Annotated in this window: 13 protein-coding genes and 1 tRNA gene; 8 read left to right on the top strand and 6 right to left on the bottom strand. The window is 58.2% G+C overall.

Annotated elements, in window-relative coordinates; translation table 11 throughout:
• Positions 1-5: 5 nt before the first annotated feature.
• Positions 6-431, bottom strand: coding sequence for a hypothetical protein (locus tag PKC29_04385; protein ID HML94652.1), 426 nt, complete (start codon positions 429-431; stop codon positions 6-8).
• Positions 432-621: 190 nt separating this feature from the next.
• On the opposite strand from PKC29_04385, the gene PKC29_04390 reads away from it, so the two are divergent.
• From PKC29_04390 to bioB, 4 genes are all read left to right on the top strand, one after another.
• Positions 622-1,293, top strand: a complete 672-nt coding sequence (locus tag PKC29_04390; protein HML94653.1) for an RNA polymerase sigma factor — start codon at positions 622-624, stop codon at positions 1,291-1,293.
• A gap of 370 nt (positions 1,294-1,663) precedes the next feature.
• A tRNA-Arg gene (locus PKC29_04395) sits at positions 1,664-1,737 on the top strand.
• 152 nt (positions 1,738-1,889) lie between these two features.
• On the top strand, positions 1,890-2,570 hold the full coding sequence (locus PKC29_04400) for a hypothetical protein (GenBank protein HML94654.1): 681 nt from the start codon (positions 1,890-1,892) through the stop codon (positions 2,568-2,570).
• A 138-nt stretch (positions 2,571-2,708) separates the two neighbouring features.
• Positions 2,709-3,698, top strand: a complete 990-nt coding sequence (gene bioB, locus PKC29_04405) for a biotin synthase BioB (GenBank protein HML94655.1) — start codon at positions 2,709-2,711, stop codon at positions 3,696-3,698.
• A gap of 58 nt (positions 3,699-3,756) precedes the next feature.
• Here the strand turns inward: bioB and PKC29_04410 are convergent, their stop codons facing one another.
• The 5 genes from PKC29_04410 to PKC29_04430 all read right to left on the bottom strand — a co-directional run bounded on the left by PKC29_04410 (position 3,757) and on the right by PKC29_04430 (position 7,803).
• Complete coding sequence (locus PKC29_04410; GenBank protein ID HML94656.1) at positions 3,757-4,206, bottom strand: pyridoxamine 5'-phosphate oxidase family protein; 450 nt, start codon at positions 4,204-4,206, stop codon at positions 3,757-3,759.
• 86 nt (positions 4,207-4,292) lie between these two features.
• Positions 4,293-4,568 (bottom strand): 4Fe-4S binding protein, encoded by a 276-nt coding sequence (locus tag PKC29_04415; GenBank protein HML94657.1) that lies wholly within the window; start codon positions 4,566-4,568, stop codon positions 4,293-4,295.
• Between the two features lie 200 nt (positions 4,569-4,768).
• Positions 4,769-5,482, bottom strand: coding sequence for a Crp/Fnr family transcriptional regulator (locus PKC29_04420; GenBank protein HML94658.1), 714 nt, complete (start codon positions 5,480-5,482; stop codon positions 4,769-4,771).
• Positions 5,451-6,569, bottom strand: a complete 1,119-nt coding sequence (locus PKC29_04425) for a TIGR04053 family radical SAM/SPASM domain-containing protein (GenBank protein HML94659.1) — start codon at positions 6,567-6,569, stop codon at positions 5,451-5,453. Before PKC29_04425 ends, PKC29_04420 begins: the two co-directional genes overlap by 32 nt.
• An 85-nt stretch (positions 6,570-6,654) precedes the next feature.
• Complete coding sequence (locus tag PKC29_04430) at positions 6,655-7,803, bottom strand: TIGR04053 family radical SAM/SPASM domain-containing protein (protein ID HML94660.1); 1,149 nt, start codon at positions 7,801-7,803, stop codon at positions 6,655-6,657.
• A 304-nt stretch (positions 7,804-8,107) separates the two neighbouring features.
• Between PKC29_04430 and hemG the strand changes: the two genes are divergently transcribed.
• The 4 genes from hemG (at position 8,108) to mgtA (ending at position 12,674) form a co-directional block, all read left to right on the top strand.
• Positions 8,108-9,583 (top strand): protoporphyrinogen oxidase, encoded by a 1,476-nt coding sequence (gene hemG, locus PKC29_04435; GenBank protein HML94661.1) that lies wholly within the window; start codon positions 8,108-8,110, stop codon positions 9,581-9,583.
• On the top strand, positions 9,558-9,776 hold the full coding sequence (locus PKC29_04440; GenBank protein ID HML94662.1) for a hypothetical protein: 219 nt from the start codon (positions 9,558-9,560) through the stop codon (positions 9,774-9,776). The genes hemG and PKC29_04440 overlap by 26 nt, the downstream gene beginning before the upstream one ends.
• A 73-nt stretch (positions 9,777-9,849) precedes the next feature.
• Positions 9,850-10,059, top strand: coding sequence for a hypothetical protein (locus tag PKC29_04445; protein HML94663.1), 210 nt, complete (start codon positions 9,850-9,852; stop codon positions 10,057-10,059).
• 71 nt (positions 10,060-10,130) lie between these two features.
• The gene (gene mgtA / locus PKC29_04450) at positions 10,131-12,674 is read left to right on the top strand and encodes a magnesium-translocating P-type ATPase (protein ID HML94664.1); all 2,544 of its coding nucleotides are present in this window, start codon (positions 10,131-10,133) and stop codon (positions 12,672-12,674) included.
• Positions 12,675-12,696: the final 22 nt, after the last annotated feature.

Raw genomic sequence — 12,696 nt, forward strand, 5'->3', positions numbered from 1 at the left:
CGCTCCTATTTAAGCGCCGCCGCCTTTTCGGGCGATACGTGCCAGAGGATTACGTGGTAATGAGGGACTGGTACGCCCGGATGTCCGGCGTTGAAATGCACGTCCACGTGATCTACGTCCTCGTCCTTCGCGGCCGCCAGGTTGTTAAAGGCCTTGTGCTCGTCGATGTCCGACAGGGGGATCATGTAGATCGTGCTCACGAGGCTGCCCGCCTTGTCGTAAGCGAGAAACGGCCCCGCGGGCAGGGTAGCAGGATCGACGTAGAGAACACCGAGCCCGGGGATAAAATCCGGAAGCTCGACGAGAGAGCTCACTTTCTGATATTTGCCTCCCGGAGGGGCTGTTTCCTGGGCGTAGGCGTCGCCCGAGCCGATACAGAGAGCCGTGAAGCCGAGAACCAGTGTAAAAAAACCCGCCTTTAAAAACTTCATAACACAACTACCTCCTTTGAATGGATTGTTCTTCGTGAGCTTGACAGTTGCATGTAAAACTGTCGTATGCATGATAGAGCTTTTAAGAGGGGGGAGGTTACATTTCACGTGAAAGATAAAATTCCTGTAACCTTTTCCGCTTGCGGAACTCTATAAATTGTGTGGACAACACCCCGAAAGGGCAGCTTGCATGATAGACGCCGGGTTTAAGATAGAAACGCTTACGGATGAAGACGTCGTGCGCCGCGTGCTCACCGGCGAGCGCGAGATGTTCGAAATCCTCATGCGCCGCTACAACCGAAGGATATACCGTGCGGCGCGTGCAATAGTGAGGGACGACGGTGAGGCCGAGGACGTCATGCAGTGTGCCTACGTAAGCGCCTATGCGAACCTCGGGCAGTTCGACGGGCTGGCGAAATTCTCCACATGGCTCACCAGAATAGCCGTGAACGAGGCGCTCGCGAGAGTGCGCATGAGAAAGAGGCTCGTACACGTCCAGCCCGGCGAGGATACCTGTGGAATCGGTATGAATATATACACTTCCAAAATGCCTGACCCGGAGCAGAATGCGCTCACGAAAGAGCTCGCCTCGATGCTCGAAGAGGCCGTCGATTCGCTGCCCGAGGCGTACCGGTCCGTCTTCATGCTGAGGCAGATAGAGGACATGAGCACGGCGGAGACGGCGGAGTGCCTCAACATAAGCGAAGATGCCGTGAAAGTGCGGCTTTTCAGGGCGAAGGCCCTTCTTCGCGACGAGCTCTGCTCCCGTATCGGAAGCGCCGCGCCCGACGCTTTTACCTTCGCGGGCCGGAGATGCGACCGCATCGTCGCCACGGTCCTGGACAGGATACGGCGCATGTGAAGGTCTCTGGTCAATACCCGCACGCCTCGTCCCCCCCATTGTGCCGGAAGCGGAAACTCAATGCGTATAAACCTCGTATTGCAGCGGAAACGGACTCCGGCATTCGTAGCGTCTGAAATGGTGCCGGGTGTTGGGTGTGACTATCGAGGGGAGCGGATGGGGAGACATGCGAGCCGCGCACGACGCCCTGAAAATAGGCCTGAACGCCGGTCAGACGCCCAAGAATACAGACGGTGACATGATCCGCTAGAAAGATACGCTTTCGCCGAGCGCAGCCGGCAGCTATACTTACCTCCGGATTTCGGCCTCTCTATTGATGTAGGGAATAAAGTCTGTTATAGATATTATTATTCCAAACCGGAATCAACCCGTCCCCGTAGCTCAGTAGGATAGAGCGTAGGATTCCTAATCCTAAGGCCAGAGGTTCGAATCCTCTCGGGGACGCACATACCATTTCTGTCTCGAAAACCTACCGCCGGAGTACCGTCTCCATCAATTTCGTTGGAATCCGATTAGTCAGGTATTCTTCGGGTAATAAGAAATTTAATTTCAAACGGCAGGGACGGTTGTATAATAATTCTATAATGACTCCGGCCATGAATATAAAGAGAACCACCCTCGGAAGAAGACAAAATCCTGCCGCAATCTTCGTTGCAATTCTTCTCGGTTTATTCGTTATAATAGGCTGTGATTCTAGTAACCATGGTTCCGACGCCGAAAACTTTTGTTATCTTGAGTCTTCGCCCGACCCCTGCTTCGATCCGAACGCGGATGGAAGCACGGTAATAGTAACGGACCTGACGGTGGAAGAAGTGATCACGGAGCAGGAGGGCCTGGAGGGCTTTGAAGAACAACTTCCTGTCACGAATATTTTAGAGCAGATCGGGTTTCCCGCCGTCCCTCCGCCCGTTTGCCCATCCGAGCAGAACGAGCCGGTTGTTGAAACAAGCTCCGAGCAAAACGAGCTGGTCATTAAAACGAACGAGGACTGGAACAGGTTCAGGGATAGCTGTTTCTTCTCTTTCTTCGAGCTTCCGGACGTCGATTTCTCAAGCAGTATGGTGCTCGTTTCCACCCAGGATTTTGCGCAGCTAGGGGCGAGCGTGGAGGCAGTGCTGGTATTCGAAGATCATCTCACGGCTGTGATAGAGGATGATATATCCACTGTTCCTGTCCCTGGACCGGGTTACCCCTTCAACATCGTCTCCATTCCCCGGAGCGATCTGCCCGTGGATTTCATAAGGGTGGAAAACTACGTCTCACCGTTTGTTCCGTAGTCCCGATTTTAAATGGGTTGCATCCTTACCGCAATCTGGCATAAATATATAGTCCTTTAACTTACTCCCCAACACGAAAACCGTATAAGACTTACGGCAGTGCATGACGTTCCATAGAACTGGCCGGAGGATGCAACCATGAATGCAAATATTATCGAAAGTGTTAGGGATAAGGTTATCGGGAGAGGTGATGAGGTGACCTTCGACGACGCCGTCGAGCTCGCCGATACGGATTTTAGCAGCCTCCCCGCTCTGATGTCCCTCTCCAACGCAGTCACGTCCATGTACCACGAAAAGGGCGTCTATCTCTGCAGCATAACGAGCGGGAGGACCGGGGCGTGCCCCGAGGACTGCAGGTTCTGCGCTCAGTCGATTTACAGCGACGACCCCGTTCAGCCTCGTACGGTAATCGCTCCCCGCGAGATACTGGAATCCGCGAAAAGGGCAGAAGCCGGAGGGGCTTCTGAATTCTGCATCGTGATAAGCGGCAGGGGCCCCAACGAGCACGTATTCGACAGGGTGCTGGAATCCGTCCGTCTCATCAGGACACACACCGACATGAGCATAGGCTGCTCGCTCGGCATATTGACCGAAGAGCAGGCCGGGCGGCTTTCCGCCGCCGGAGTGAGGCGATACAACCACAACCTCGAAACCTCGCGGAGCTTCTTCCCGCGGATATGCACCACCCACGCATACGAAGACCGCCTGGGCACAGCACGGCTCGTAAAAAAGAGCGGTATAGGGCTCTGCTGCGGCGGCATAATCGGCCTCGGAGAAACTGCCGTAGACAGGATCGGCCTGGCCTACGAGCTCAAGGGGCTCGATCCCGAGGTCGTTCCGCTCAATTTCCTTAACCCGAGGCCGGGCACCGGGCTCGGGGAAATGAAAACGCTCCATCCCTTCGAAGCCTTAAAAGTTATTTCTATTTTCAGGATAATACTTCCGAAAAGCATACTCCTGTGTGCGGGCGGCAGAGAGGCCGTGCTCGGGGAGTACCAGCCCTGGGCCCTTTTTGCGGGGGCCAATGCGCTCATCGGCGGCGACTATCTCACGACGAAGGGAGACCCGATGGAAAAGGATACCGGGATGATACGCGGCCTCGGGCTTCCGGTGCTGAGATACAGCTGAGATCACGCCGAAGGGCAAGGCCCCGGAACCATCGCATTATAAAGAGAGAGGGCATTGCCTATATGTGTATTTCTGCCCTGTACCCGAAATGCACGCTGTTATCGATGAGCCTTATGGTTTCGGGGACGATTTTAAAGAAGGCGTAGTCCGCGAATTCCCGGTGCAGCATCCCGCTCTTTAAAAGCCCGGCCAGGAAGGGATACTTGCTCTCGAAAATATCTCTTGCATGCTTCGACTCTTCTTCGCCTGTCGCAAAGGCTTTTCCCATTATCCTGAGCCCCCGTACTGTTTTCCAGTCGAAATGCTCGGTGTTTATAGTGACGGCGACCCTGGGGTTAAAGAGTATATTGAGCGAATGCTCGGAGCCGGGGTTCGAAAGGAAATACAAGATAAGCCCGTCACTCGCGTAAAACAGGGCCGCCGCATAAGGATGGTTGTTCCTCGAAGTCGCGAGGCTCATGGTATTGTGACTGCGGAGGAATTCTGCGATCGCGTCTTTTATTTTCAAGATGCTTTTTTCTCAAAAGGATCCGGGCCCGTCCCCGGAGAGTAGCGAGGCGGGTCATATCGAGGACTGACGGCCCGGATTTCCGATTACTGCTCCATGAATGTCATCCAGTCGCCCGTGGAGTGCTCGCCCCTCATCTCTATCCATTCCATGTTGAGTGCGTCCTCTGGGCATGATTCGACACAGTGTCCGCCGCTGCTGCACGTGTCGGCCCGCATAAGAAGCGCAAAGTCGTCGTTCACTATAACGAGCGACTTCGGCCCGCACGCCTTGACGCATTTCCCGCAGCCGTTACACCTGTCGAGGTCTACGTCGGGAAGTAATTTGTAGCTGATTTTCCTGCCGCCTTCATATATTCCCATTCTTTCCTCCGTACGTCGTTATTTGTTCCCTTTCATTCCATCGCGGTAACTTTCCGCATTCCGGTTGCCCTTCTTTAAATTATCGTTTCCCGGCGGCTCTCGCGTCAAGGACGGATGTCGCACCGAGACTGTGACAAATGTCTCATTGGGCCCGTCGCTACTCGGGGCGATTCGGACATGCGGGGCGTGAGAGGAGGTTCTCAGTAAACGAGTTTTTGAAGCGCGGACCTGTTCTTTATGATTGTAGTGCGGCGTCCGCAGTCGACGAGCTTCATCTTTCTTAACGACCGGAGCGCGCGGCTCAGCGTCCTTCTCGACATGCCGGCCATGTCCGCCATCTCCTCCTGGCTGAGGCCGGGCTTTATGATTATCCCTTCAGGGGAAGGCTCGCCGAACTCGTCGCAAAGCCGGAGGAGGAGCGAGGCGAGGCGCTCCTCCGACGTCGCAAGGGCCGCGTTCCCGAAGCCCTCGTAGGCCTTCGAGAGCTCTTCGCCGAGGGTTTCGGCCAGCCTGAAGCAGACGCCGCCGTTTCTTTTCAGGAGATTCAGGAAATCGTCTTTATCCATGAAGCTCAGCCGGGATTCCTCGTCCGTCTTCGCGGTGAAGTCGTGGGGCTTTCCCGAGAGGATCGCCCTCACACCTATAACATCGCCGGGTGATGCGTAACCCAGCACGGCGATCCTGCCGTCCGGCGAATGGAGGTAGAGCTTGACCCGCCCCCCGCAGACGCAATAAACGCCGCGCGGGTTCTCCCCCTTCATGAATAGCACGAAGCCCTCCGGATAGACGACTCTCCGGAGCAGGCCTTCGAGCTCGACGGCGCCCTCGTCGTCGAGACCCGAGAAAATCGTGCCCGCTCTCAGGCTGCACGTCCGGCAGGAGTTAAATTTCTGGCGAACCGTCTTTCCCCTCATCGGACCCTGCCGGAACGTATTTCCCCGGGATGTAAATGCAGTAGGGCTCGGACTCCATGTAGTCGCCGGTCAGGGCGTAGGACCGCGCCCGCGAGCCCCCGCAGATATTCTTGAACTCGCACGCGCCGCATTTCCCCTTGAGCATGCCGTAGTCCCTTATGCCCGTGAACAGCGGCGAAGTTCTGTAGATGGAAACGATGCTCTCGTTCTTTACGTTTCCTCCGGACAGCGGCAGAAAACCGCTCGGATAGACCTCGCCCCTGTGCGATATGAAAACGAAGCCCTTGCCGTCGTTTAAGCCGCGCGGCGCCCTGCCAATCATGTCACGCCCGGTTTGCGGGATGGATTCCATGCGGCCCGCGCCGCTCCTCTTTTCACGTACCCTCGCCTGCGCTACGTATCTCCTGTAGTGAGGCGCTTCCGTGGATTTTATGTCGTAGGGCATTGTCTTCGAGAGCTCGTACATTTTCTCGAATACCGATTCATACTCCTCCGGGCTTATCGTGTCCTTGACCTTCCCCCGCCCCGTCGGCACGAGGAAGAAGACGCTCCAGAGAACGGGGTCGAACCCGCTTATGAGATTCGCGATGTTCTCGAAATCGCCGATGTTGTACCTGGTTACGGTCGTGTTTACCTGGATCGGTATGCCGTCCCTCCCGCACTCGGACAGCACCTCGAGCGTCCTCGAATAGCTCCCCCTGACCCCCCTGAACGAATCGTGGATTTCGCCGGTCGAGCCGTCGAGGCTCACCGCTATTCTCGATATGCCCGCTTCCTTAAGCTTCCGTATGGACTCGTTCGTGAGAAGGGGCGTTACGCTCGGGGACACCGTCGTCCGGAGCCCCTTGGCGACGCTATAGGTGATGAGGTCGTAAATATCTTCTCTCTTGAGGGGGTCTCCGCCCGTGAGGACGAGGAGCGGCGATCCGAAAGACGCTATGTCGTCTATGAGGCCGTATCCCTGAAGCGTAGTGAGCTCCAGCGGGTCCCTGCACGTTCTCGCGTTCGCACGGCAGTGAAGGCACGCGAGATCGCAGGACTGCGTGACTTCCCATATGACTATGAACGGGGAGACGTCGAAGTTCATGGACGGTCTTCCGGTGACGGGGCCGCTTTCCCTCCGGAAACCGGCAGGCCCGGCGGCGTTTCCGGGCCTGCTCCTTGGGCCGGTTTCATGCATCGGCAAGGCTGGCGCACGCTCCTTTTCGAGATCTCCTCCCGTAGCTCTCGGGGACGAACGCGCAGCCGGGCTCGGACTCCATGTAGTCCCCCGTCAAGGCGTAGGCCCTCGCCCTCGAGCCGCCGCAGATGTACTTCCATTTGCACGCGCCGCATTTGCCCTTGAGTTTGCCGTAGTCCCTGATCCCCACGAAAAGCGGGGACTTCCTGTATATATCGACTATGCTTTCATTCCTCACGTTCCCTGCGGAAATAGGCAGGAACCCGCTCGGAAAAACCTCGCCGGTATGCGAGATGAATACGAAGCCGTTTCCCGAGTTGACGCCCTTGGGGGCGAGACCGATGCTTCCTCCCGGCCCGAAATCGCGCGTGAGGCGCTCGGGCAGGTTTACCGCCGCACCGGGCGTCCCGGCCCTTGTTTCCCGCTCCATTACGTAGCGTCTGTAGTGCTGGGCCTCGGTTATCTTCACTATGAAATCGACTTCTTTCGAAAACCTGTAGAGCTTATCGAAAAGCCTCTCGTACTGGTACGCCTTCATCTGCCTGAGCATCTGCCCCCGGCCCATGGGCACGAGGAAGAAGACCTCCCAGAAAACGACCCCGAGGTCCTTTACGAGACAGGCGGTTTCCTCGAAGCGGTCGATGTTGTGCACTCCGAACGTCGTGTTGATCTGGAGCGGGAGCTCGGCCATCCGCGCGTACCATGCGCCCTTTATCGTCAGGTCGAAAGCGCCGGGCGTGCCCCTGAACGTGTCGTGCGTTTCCCTGTCCGGCCCGTCCAGGCTCAATGCCATCTGCGAGAGGCCAGCCTCCTTTAGTCTCATTACGAGCCCGGGCGTCAGGGAGGGCGTGGCTGCGGGGATGGTAGCCATGCGAAGGCCGTTCACCGCCCCGTATCTTATAAGGTCGAATATGTCCTCTCTCTTTACGGGGTCGCCGCCGCTCAGGACCAGGAGGTGGGTGCCCATGGAGCGTATCTTGTCGATAAGGTCGTAGCCCTCCTCCGTCGAAAGCTCGCCGGGGCTCCGCTGCTTGATCGCTTCGGCCCTGCAGTGACGGCACGCCAGATCGCACGCCCGCGTGACTTCCCAAATGGCGACGAACGGCGTCCGGGAAAAATCCAGGTCCCTCAAGTTTCTCATGGACTGAACCTCCTCGACGAATGGATTTCGGTGCAAATCCCATGCCATAAAGACGGCCCGCCGGAGCTCCGGGCGATTATACATATATTTATAGGTGTATGTGCGGTCGGGGACGTGCGGCGTGAGTTTTTGCCTCTCCACGACCGGGCACCGGAAGGCCGGGGACATCTTGTGAATGCGTAAGACTTTCTGACACCTTGCACACTTTCCCGGATGGCTCCCTGCGAAATAAATGACAATAACATGGCATCTTTATTGCACATCTACACCGGATGTATATCGCTTAGAGACGCGTGCTTATTCGATGAATAACGAACCTCTTCGTTACGGAAGGGCTTTACCGAAGATTATAGTGATAGGGGCGGGAATAACCGGACTCAGTGCGGCTCACAGGCTCGCCGAGCTCGGGGCAGAGCACGGCTTTCCGCTGGAAGTAACCGTCCTCGAAGGAAGGGACAGGCCGGGTGGCGTCATATCGACCAGGGAATCCGGCGGCTTTACTGTGGAGGAAGGCCCCGACTCGTTCCTTAAGAGTAAGCCCGAGGCCACGGGGCTTTCGTCGCGCGTCGGCCTCGGCCCTTTTCTTATAGGGACGAACAAGGAGGCCGAAGGAGCATTCGTTCTCAGGAACGGAAGGCTCGTCCCGATGCCGGCCGGGCTCTTCCCGGGGCCGGCGCGTGTGACGGCGCTTCTAGGCTCGCCGCTTCTTTCCGTCAGGGGGAAGCTCCGAATGCTTCTCGAAGCCTTCATCCCCGGAAACGCTTCGGAGGGGGACGAGAGCGTGGCTTCGTTCATGAGGCGCAGGTTCGGCAGGGAAGCCTACGAGTACCTGGTGGAGCCGCTGCTGTCGGGCATATACGCCGGGGACCCCGAGACCCTGAGCGTCCGTACAGCCCTGCCCGTCCTTGCGAAAATGGAGGAGGAATACGGGAGCGTAACACGCGGAATGAAAAGGAACGGGGCTTCCCCCGGAGCGCCTAAAGGCGGCAGGGAAGGCGGCGGCAGGTTCGCCGCTTTCGACAGGGGAATGGGGACCCTCGTGAATGCGCTCAACTCGCGGCTGCCCGACGGGACCGTGAAGCTCCGGAGCAGGGTGAAAAGGATCGACGCCCTGGGCGGAGGGTTCAGGGTTCATACGAGCGGGGCCGCGCCGATTGACTGCGACGCCGTCATCGTGGCGCTCCCCGCGCCGGAGGCGGCGCTCGTTGCGCAAGGCCTCGACATGGAGCTGTCGCTCGGCCTCTCGCGTATAAAATACGTCTCGAACGTAGTGATAAACCTCGCGTACAGGAAGAGCGAGGTGCCGCATCTCCCGGGCGGCTCGGGTTTTCTGGTCCCCTCCCCGGAGCGGCTGCCCGTGCTCGCCTGTACGTTCAGCAGCGTGAAATTCAGCGGCCGGAGCCCGGACGATACCGTCCTCTTCCGCATCGTCGCGGGAGGCGCCCGGAACCCGGGCATCTGCGGCGAGGAGGATGGCCGCCTCATCGACATCGCGCACGGAACGCTCTCGCCGATCCTGGGTATAAAATCGGCCCCGGTGTTCGGGATGGTCAGCCGGAACCCGGAATCGACGCCTCACTATGCCGTCGGCCACGGCGAGCTGGTCGCACGGATAATCGAAAGGGCCGGGAGATTCCCTTCGCTGAGGCTCGCCGGGAATGCGTATGGCGGAGCCGGCATACCGGACTGCATACGCTCGGGGGAGAAGGCGGCCCTGGAAATATTCCGGTACGTATCGGAAAGGGGGGCGAAATATGAAGATCGAAAGTCCTGCGGGTGAGCTCGAAGTTCATATCACCGGCGTTTCGGTCGAAGGCGAGAGCATAGTGCTCGACGCGGACCTCGGGGTGTGGGATATAAGGGTGTTCGTCGGCCCGCGCGATTTCCGGCTCTTCTTTTCCGTGCTGTTTCGCAGGGACGTCATCCTGTTACTTTTGAAACGTATAGTCCCGTTTCGTATGCGTGCGAAGTGACTCCAAAGACAAAGCCCCATAGCGGCTGCCTTTTCCCCGGTCTCTGATATATAATTCTCACGGAAGCCGGAAGATGCTCTATGGGCTTGAGCTCGAGCTCTGGGAAGACATGGGAAGCGGGGTAAGGCTGGTCGAGAGGTTTTACTGCTCCCATAATCTTAAGTTCGCGATAGAAAACGCCGAGAGTGAGAGGGTGAGGCTTTCGGGTATTCGCGGAAAGAAGTATGTAATACGTGTCCGGGATATTTACATGAACGAGGTTCTGTACGAGACTAGAACCTGAGCTTCGCCCCGTGGCTGAAGAACGGGGAGAATGCGCCGTTTTTCGCGGGGCAGGCGTGGGTGAAGGCCGGGATGAAAGCTGATTCAATCGGCGAGGGCGGCGTCCTCGAGGACTTCTGGGCTACAGGTGAGAAGGAGCTGGTCTCCAGGCTCGGTACGTCGGCCGAGGGGCTGTCGTCCGGCGATGCCGAGCGGCGTTTGAAAGGCGCCGAAGCAGACGGCCGCAAGGCCCCGGGAATGCCGTCCTGGATTCCGCTTCTCCTGTCGCAGTTCAATAATCCCATAATAATCATTCTGCTCGCCGCAGCCGTGCTGTCCGCCTTTTTAAGCGGCGTTACGGACGCGCTGATAATACTCGTGATAGTGCTCCTGAGCGGGGTGCTCGGCTTCTGGCAGGAGCACGGGGCGGCGGGTGCGGTCGAAAAGCTTCTCTCGATGGTGAGGGTGAACGTTCGGGTGCTGAGGGACGGCGAGGCCGCGAACGTGCCCATCGCCGGTATTGTTCCCGGGGACGTCGTATTGCTCTCTGCAGGTGACATGGTCCCGGGGGACTGCCGCATACTCGAATCGAGGGACCTTTTCGTAAGCGAGGCGGCGCTTACGGGGGAGAATTACCCGGCCGAAAAATCGGTATGCACTCTCCCGCCCGGCACCCCGCTTTCGGGAAGGGTGAACTGTCTCTTTATGGGAAGCTCCGTCGTGAGCGGCACCGCCCGCGCGGTGGTCGTGCTCACGGGGAGAGGGACGGTCTTCGGCAAGATATCCGAGAGGCTCAAGCTGGGCCCGCCCGAAACCGAGTTTCAGCACGGGATCAGGAAGTTCGGCTACCTGCTCATGGAGACGACGCTGCTCCTGGTCCTCGCCGTATTCGCCGTCAACGTCTATTTCGACCGGCCGGTTCTGGAGTCGTTCCTGTTCTCGATGGCCATAGCGGTCGGCCTTACCCCCCAGCTCCTTCACGCCGTGATAAGCGTTAACCTCGCGCGCGGGGCGAGGCGCATGGCCGAGAGCAGCGTCATCGTAAAGAAGCTGAGCGCGATAGAGAGCTTCGGGAGCATGAACGTCCTTTGCTCCGATAAAACGGGAACGTTGACCAAGGGGGTTATCGAGATCCATTCCGCCGTGAACGTGCTCGGCGAAAAGAGCGGTAAGGTGCTGCTCTACGCCTACCTCAACGCCTGCTTCGAGACCGGGTTTACGAATCCTCTCGACGACGCAATAAGGGGATGCGCCGGGATAGATGCGTCGCCTTATAAGAAGCTCGACGAGGTGCCGTACGATTTCAGTCGTCGTATGCTGAGCGTGCTGGTCTCGGGCGAAGAGGGCCGCATCATGATAACCAAGGGCGCTCTCGCCAGCGTGCTGTCGGCTTGCTCGAAGGCGGAGCTGCCTTCGGGCGGCACGGCGGACATCGAGGACCTTAGAAGTGCCATAGAGGAGCGTTCCAGGGACCTCTCGTCTCAAGGGTTCCGCACTATCGGGATAGCTTGCAAGGCCGGGATCGGGGGCGATCGGATCGACAAGTCCGAGGAAAGCGGAATGACGTTTCTCGGATTCATCGCGCTCTACGACCCCCCGAAGGAGGGCGTGGAGGCGACCATAGCCGAGCTCGGACGCCTCGGCATATCGCTCAAGGTCGTAACGGGGGACAACCGCGACGTCGCACGTTTCATGGGCACGGAGGTCGGGATGAGGGAGCCGGAGGTCGTGACTGGCGGCGAGCTCGCAGGGCTAAGCAGCGAATCCATTCTGGCCGTGGCGGCCCGGTGCGATATATTCGCCGAGATAGAGCCCGGTCAGAAGGAGCGCATAGTTCTCGCCCTCAAGAAGGCGGGAAACGTCGTCGGCTACATCGGCGACGGTATAAACGACACCCCCGCGCTCCACGCGGCTGACGTCGGCATATCGGTCGACAGCGCGGCAGACGTCGCGAGGCAGGCCGCCGACATCGTGCTTTTAAAGAAGGACCTCGGTGTTCTCGTCAGCGGGGTGAGGGAGGGCAGGGTGACGTTCGCCAACACGCTGAAATACGTGTTCATGGCCACGAGCGCTAATTTCGGCAACATGTTCAGCGTGGCGGGGGCTTCGTTCTTCCTCACGTTCCTTCCGCTCCTCCCGAAGCAGATTCTACTCACGAACCTCATGGCCGACATACCCGAAATGACGATAGCCGGCGACAGCGTGGACGACGAAATGGTGATGAAACCGAGAAAGTGGGACATAAAGTTCATAAGGAATTTCATGGCGGTATTCGGCGTCATAAGCTCGGTCTTCGATTACCTTACGTTCGGTATCCTGCTGTTCATGTTCAATGCTCCCATGGAGGAGTTCAGGACGGGCTGGTTCGTCGAGAGCGTCGTATCGGCGGCGCTCGTTATCCTAGTCATAAGGACGCGGAGGCCGTTCCTGAAAAGCAAGCCCGGTAAATATCTGGCCGCCTCGATACTGCTCATAGCGTGCGCAGCCGTGCTCTTGCCGTACTCGCCGCTCGCGGGCCTCTTCGGATTCAGGCCGCTCCCCTGGACGCTCCTCGCGGCCATAGGGGGCATAGTCGCGGTTTACGTAGTCACGGCGGAGGCGGCCAAGAGGTTTTTTTACGGAAGGGTCGCCAGGTGAATCAAACCCCGATAATAACCTG

The sequence above is a fragment of the Thermodesulfobacteriota bacterium genome (assembly GCA_035325995.1).
Lineage (GTDB): Bacteria > Desulfobacterota_D > UBA1144 > Nemesobacterales > UBA2774 > JADLGH01.

Excerpts from the sequence above, each read along its gene's own strand:
- PKC29_04385 (HML94652.1), bottom strand. The coding sequence starts at position 431 with ATGAAGTTTTTAAAGGCGGGTTTTTTTACACTGGTTCTCGGCTTCACG.
- PKC29_04390 (HML94653.1), top strand. The coding sequence starts at position 622 with ATGATAGACGCCGGGTTTAAGATAGAAACGCTTACGGATGAAGACGTC.
- PKC29_04400 (HML94654.1), top strand. The coding sequence starts at position 1,890 with ATGAATATAAAGAGAACCACCCTCGGAAGAAGACAAAATCCTGCCGCA.
- bioB (HML94655.1), top strand. The coding sequence starts at position 2,709 with ATGAATGCAAATATTATCGAAAGTGTTAGGGATAAGGTTATCGGGAGA.
- PKC29_04415 (HML94657.1), bottom strand. The coding sequence starts at position 4,568 with ATGGGAATATATGAAGGCGGCAGGAAAATCAGCTACAAATTACTTCCC.
- PKC29_04420 (HML94658.1), bottom strand. The coding sequence starts at position 5,482 with ATGAGGGGAAAGACGGTTCGCCAGAAATTTAACTCCTGCCGGACGTGC.
- PKC29_04425 (HML94659.1), bottom strand. The coding sequence starts at position 6,569 with ATGAACTTCGACGTCTCCCCGTTCATAGTCATATGGGAAGTCACGCAG.
- PKC29_04430 (HML94660.1), bottom strand. The coding sequence starts at position 7,803 with ATGAGAAACTTGAGGGACCTGGATTTTTCCCGGACGCCGTTCGTCGCC.
- hemG (HML94661.1), top strand. The coding sequence starts at position 8,108 with ATGAATAACGAACCTCTTCGTTACGGAAGGGCTTTACCGAAGATTATA.
- PKC29_04440 (HML94662.1), top strand. The coding sequence starts at position 9,558 with ATGAAGATCGAAAGTCCTGCGGGTGAGCTCGAAGTTCATATCACCGGC.
- PKC29_04445 (HML94663.1), top strand. The coding sequence starts at position 9,850 with ATGCTCTATGGGCTTGAGCTCGAGCTCTGGGAAGACATGGGAAGCGGG.
- mgtA (HML94664.1), top strand. The coding sequence starts at position 10,131 with ATGAAAGCTGATTCAATCGGCGAGGGCGGCGTCCTCGAGGACTTCTGG.